Raw genomic sequence first — 5,340 nt, 5'->3', positions numbered from 1 at the left:
GCCTTGAAACCAACCGATGACCTTGCCTTCGGTGATCGCGGTGGCGGTGGTTTTGCAAAGTTCGCCTTCGTCTTCAAAATGGCGCACGGTGCAGTTTTCGGCCTGGATGTCGGCGGCGCGGGATTCGAGCAGCGTTTTGATCTCCTCGTCGGTGGAGCGCGGACCGACGTAGGCGTGGTCCATGACGAAACGAGAGCGGGCAGGAGTGCCCGCTCTCCCTTCGGCCTGTCGGCTGACGACGAAAGCGGCTCCGATGGCCCCACCGGCATCGCCTGCGGAAGCGGGGAGATACATGCGCTTGAAGGGCGAGTTGAGATACACCTTGCCGTTGGCGACGGAATTCATGGCGCACCCACCGGCGAAGGCGAGATCGTCGCACTTGTACTTCGCGTGCAGGGTTTGCAGCATGGCGAAGAAGGCCTCTTCATACATGGCCTGGGCGCTGCGGGCGATGTCGCGGTGTTTTTGCTCCAAGGCAGCTCCTTTTTCGCGCTGCGGGCCGAAGAGAGCCTCCATGGGCTCTTTTTTGTAGAGCGTGCCGACCTCCGGGGAGCAGTTGTCCCACGTGTAGTGCACGTCTTCGTCGTGGTGGCGGTAGTATTTGAGGTTGAGCTTGAAGGTGCCGTCGGACTGCACGTGGACGAGTTCGCGCATCTCTTTGAGATACTTGGGTTCGCCGTAGGGGGCGAGGCCCATGACCTTGTATTCATCGCCAAAATACGGGAAGCCGATGAACTGGGTGATGACGCTGTAGAAGATGCCCAGCGAGTGCGGGAAATAGATGCGACCGTCGATTCGGATGTCATTCCCCTGCCCCAGGCCCCACGCGGAAGACGCGAAGTCACCGAAACCATCGATGGAAAGGCAAACCGACTGCTCAAAGCCCGAAACGAGGTGCGCGGAGGCCAAATGCGCGAGGTGATGCTCGACGCGATGCACCTGGGCACGGAGCGTTTCTCCGGGGAAAGCGGCCTGGACGCTGTCTTCGAAGGAAGCTGCCCGTTTGATGTTGGCGAGGCGTTTCCAGATGAGGCTGAGGCTGGGGCGCTTTTGCAGGACGTAGAGCGCGCGGCGGAGGTTGTTGACCTTCGGGTTCCGGTTGATGGCGATTTGGTCCACATCGCTCAATTTGAGCCCCGCATCGGCGAGGCACCATTTCATGGCCTCGGTGGGCAGGCCAGACCAGTGCTTGATGCGGCGAAAGCGCTCCTCCTCGGCCGCACAGGCCAGTTTTCCATCCTTCACGAGAGCGGCGGAGGAATCGCCATGGTAGGCGTTGAGGCCGAGAACGATCATCCTTCAAAAAGAACGCGGGCAAGCTGCCGCCATCGGTTGCAGACCGGTGCACCGTGACTTTTTGCCGGGGTTGGAACGGCATTTTTCAGAAAAAGATCGTGACTGTACCATGCTCATTCCCAGCGCAAAGCATAAAGTGCCCAAGCATGTTAACAGTTTGACACCAAGACGTGCTCGCGTGTCGAATAAACGTGCCACAGATTGTCATTATTTGATCTGCACAGGACAGCTTGCCGCGATGAAATCACCTCGTTCCATTAACAGACTCCACCGAATCTTCAGGCTGCTGAGGCATCATGCCATCGTCGGCACCTGTTTGATGACGGTGACCAGCGCGATGTCGCAAAACGCACCGGCGCAGACGCATACCAGCAGCATGGGTTCTCGTTTTGTCACTATTCCTGGGACCTCAGTGATGATCGCCGTGTGGGAAACCCGCCTGTCGGAATGGACCGAGTTTCTGCGGCAGAAGAAGCACCCCTGGACGTTCCAGCCGCATTTTCAGCAGACTCCCGAACACCCGGTGGTGGGTGTCAACCTCCAGGACGCCGTGGCCTTCTGCAACTGGCTGACGGAACTCGAGCGTGGCAAAAAACTGATCGACAGTTCCCAAGCCTACCGCCTGCCGACTCCCGAGGAATGGGACGCCGCGGTGGGGCTGGTCCGCGGGCGCAAAAAAGTCGGCCTCACAGCCGAAGAGCGCCTCTTGGATGACCGCGTCTTCCCGTGGGGGCAGGAATGGCCGCCGCCCTCGAAAACCGCCAACTTCGCGGACGGTGAAATTCCCGGTTACAGCGACGGCTATCCGCACACGGCTCCTGTCGGAAGCTTTCCTCCTTCGGCGGAAGGCATCCACGACTTGGCCGGCAATGTCTGGGAATGGACGCAAACGATGGAAATCCGCGCCCAGCCGAGCGGCATCTTGCGCGGTGGCTCCTGGGCCTACTTCCGTGCCGAATGCCTGACCTCCAGCTATCAATACGTTGTCCCGGTGGATCTGCGCGCTCCCACCATCGGCTTCCGCTGCGTTTTTGAGGACAAACGCCGCACCGCCAACCTGCTGGCCGCCTCCGAGGCGGAAAAGAAGCAGGCGGCTGAAGAGCGGATGAAAGCAATGGCGGAAAGCCGTAAAGTGGACGCGTCAGCCATTGAGGAATTGCGGAAAAAAATGCAGTTAAAAACTGGCGACGACACGCTTCCCGACCCGGCCAGCTTGAAGCCTGCCGCGGCCGATGGTAGCAGCTTCCTGAACGCTCTCGGCATGCGTTTTGTGCCGCTGCGGGAAAAGAGCGGCGTTCTCATCTGCGCCACTGAAACCAGCGTGCGTGATTACGAAGCCTGGCTGCGCGACACTGGACGCTCGTGGAGCAACAAACCTTCCTTCCTTCTCGGCGGCAATCATCCTGCCGCCGGTGTCTCCTGGGAGGATGCCACCGCCTTTTGCGCCTGGCTGACCCAGCGTGACCGTGCCAGCAAGCTTATTCCAGCCAACGCGAGCTATCGCCTGCCACGAGACGCTGAATGGAGCACCGCCGCAGGTTTGGAAAACGAGTCCGGGGCCGACCCTGCCGCACGCCACCTCGGCAACAAATCTCATTATCCCTGGACATCCAAACCCGAAGACTGGAAGCCGCAGCCACTGATGGCAAATCTGGATGCCACGAAGATCCCGGGCACCTCCGACAGCTATTCGTACACCGCGCCTGTGGAGATCTCCCGTCCAAACGCGACCGGACTGCATGAGGTGGGCGGCAATGTCTCGGAGTGGTGCGAGGACATCTGGCCGGGCTCCGCCGAAGAACGTGTCATCCGCGGGGGAAGCTGGCTGTCTTTTGACAAGGACATGCTGCTGACCTCCGCCCGCGCTCATGCGATGAAAAACACCTCGCGTGCCGACCTTGGCTTCCGTTGCGTCCTGGACCTGGGCGTGCCATGATGCTGCCACGGCAGCCATGAACACTTCCTCTCCAGAAGTCTCCGGCCAGAATCCACACCAGAAAGGTGACATGCGGAGCCTGCCGTGGCTCTTTGCCGCCATGCTTGCGGCAGGTGTGGCATGCTGGTTCGCCGTCCCTCATGTGGTGCCCGCGATCAAAGGCTGGCTGGCACGCCGCCACCTGCCGGCGCTCGAAAGACACGCGCGCGAACACGACTGGCCCAAAGCTTTGGAAGTCATGCAGGACGCAAGACGCTGGGCTCCATCCGACCCTGCGGTGCTGCATGCCTGCATTCAGTTCATCCATTCCGCCGGAGGGGACCCGCGGACCGTGCTCTCGCTGATCCGTGAGTTGCAGCAACAAAACGCGGCCACATCCGAAGACATCGCCCTGCTGGGCAGAATGCACGTTCGTCTCAATGACTCCGCCAAAGCCCGCGCCGCCTTTGAGCAAATCGCGGAAAAGGACCGCAAGGGAGTGCTGGCGCTGCAACTTTATGCCGACCTCCTGCCCGTTGATGGCAAAAAAGACGAATCCGTGGAGGTCCGGAGGGAAGCCTTGCTAACCGACCTCGAAAACCCCGACAATCTCTTCCAGCTTGCCGCCTTGGACCTGCGCTCGAACGATCCTGGCAGGCGCACGGCCATCCGGAGCCGTCTTTGGCAGGCGGCGCGAAAAAAAGACGCCCTGGCCCTTTCCGCCATCGAACTCCTGGCCGCCACGCACGATCTCACCGCGCCCCAGGCCGACGAACTCCTCCGCCTCGTCGATGACAACCCGACCGCGAAGCTAGAAATAACCCGCCGCCGCTTCATGGTGCTCAGCGCCCAGATGCGCATCAGCCCTCATTTGCGCGATGACATTCTCCAGGCGGAAATCCAACGCTGGAACAACAGCCTCCCGGGCGAGATATCACCTCTCGCCGACTGGCTCGCCTCAGAGCGCGAATACAAGCGCATCCTGCGCATGTTGCCGGCCCAGACTGTCACGCGCTACACCGATCTGCTGCCGCCCTACGTCGCCGCCCTGCGTGGCGAGAGCAAATGGAAGGAGCTTCTTCAGCTTCTCGAATCGGGCAAAATCGACGCCGCCTTCCCCACGCAGAAAATCCGCCTCTGGCAGGCCGAGGCACATGCCCGGCTCGACAACGATCTCACCCGGACAAGCCAGATCCTTTCCCGTGTTTTTGAAGAAGCCGGGCGCGGCCAGAACCTCCAGGAAACACTCGATGCCGCGACTCTCGCCGAAGAGTTGAACCTTTGGGAGCTTGCCCAGCCCTTCTACCACGCCCTGGCGGTCAAGCACCCTGATACACTCCCTCTCATGCTGCCCAAAATCTACCAAATGGCCGAGTATCAGCGCCATGGCGCGGGCATGCTCGAGGCATGCTCCAGCCTCCTGGAGATGAAACCGGACAGCATGCCCTATCTTTTGCAAAAGCTGTATCTCCAGATGCTGCTCGGCACGGAGATCGAACTGGCCCATCAAAATCTGCAAAGCATTGACGTCACCGGCTCCGTCGAGCGTGTGGACCAAATCCACCTCCTTTATGCGCTCTCCGCCTACCGCCAGGGCTTGATTGACAACCTGCGCGCCACGCTGCCCAGAATCTCCAAACCTGAAAACCTGCCGCCGGGACAACGCACGCTCTACGCCGCCTTCCTCAAGCTCTCCGGGGGCGATGCGGGGCGCGCATTCCGTCTCGTCGAGCGCGTGCCTCCGCCCCTGCTGCTTCCGGAGGAAAAAGTCTTCCTCCAACGCGCCCTTTGAAGCCTCGTCAGGACAACGCCACGATCACCTCTATCTCGATCAGCGCCCCAAGCGGCAAACCAGCCACCGCCACGGTCGAACGCGCAGGTTTGTGACCTTCAAAAGCGGCCTCGTAAATCGGGTTCACCTTCGGAAAATCCGCCATCGAGGTCAGAAACACCGTCGCCTTGACCACGTCGCGCATGCTGCGGTTTTGCGAGGCGAGCAACGCGCGGATGTTGTTCAACACCTGCACCGCCTGATGCTCCACATCGGTCGCCGTGATCTTCCCGGCGGCAGGATCAATGGGAATCTGGCCGGAGCAGAACAGAAAGCCGCCCTGTTTCACTGCTTGCGA

4 protein-coding genes are annotated in these 5,340 nt (G+C 60.7%); 2 read left to right on the top strand and 2 right to left on the bottom strand.

Annotated elements, in window-relative coordinates:
* Positions 1-1,296, bottom strand: a 1,296-nt coding sequence (locus tag ACILSE_RS22430) for a carbamoyltransferase N-terminal domain-containing protein (protein ID WP_395719680.1), incomplete at its 3' end; no start/stop codon positions are given.
* 415 nt (positions 1,297-1,711) lie between these two features.
* Here ACILSE_RS22430 and ACILSE_RS22425 point away from each other — a divergent pair.
* Positions 1,712-3,232 (top strand): formylglycine-generating enzyme family protein, encoded by a 1,521-nt coding sequence (locus ACILSE_RS22425; protein ID WP_395719679.1) that lies wholly within the window; start codon positions 1,712-1,714, stop codon positions 3,230-3,232.
* A 16-nt stretch (positions 3,233-3,248) separates the two neighbouring features.
* Positions 3,249-5,003 (top strand): tetratricopeptide repeat protein, encoded by a 1,755-nt coding sequence (locus tag ACILSE_RS22420; RefSeq protein ID WP_395719678.1) that lies wholly within the window; start codon positions 3,249-3,251, stop codon positions 5,001-5,003.
* Between the two features lie 7 nt (positions 5,004-5,010).
* Here the strand turns inward: ACILSE_RS22420 and ACILSE_RS22415 are convergent.
* A partial coding sequence (locus ACILSE_RS22415; protein WP_395719677.1) for a RidA family protein occupies positions 5,011-5,340 on the bottom strand: 330 nt, incomplete at its 5' end.

Source organism: Prosthecobacter sp. (genome assembly GCF_044236155.1).
Lineage (GTDB): Bacteria > Verrucomicrobiota > Verrucomicrobiia > Verrucomicrobiales > Verrucomicrobiaceae > Prosthecobacter.
This window is presented reverse-complemented; position numbering and strand designations above follow the sequence as displayed.

What these genes read in the sequence shown, in the direction of transcription:
- ACILSE_RS22425 (WP_395719679.1), top strand. Translation starts at nt 1,712, where the DNA reads ATGATCGCCGTGTGGGAAACCCGCCTGTCGGAATGGACCGAGTTTCTG.
- ACILSE_RS22420 (WP_395719678.1), top strand. Translation starts at nt 3,249, where the DNA reads ATGAACACTTCCTCTCCAGAAGTCTCCGGCCAGAATCCACACCAGAAA.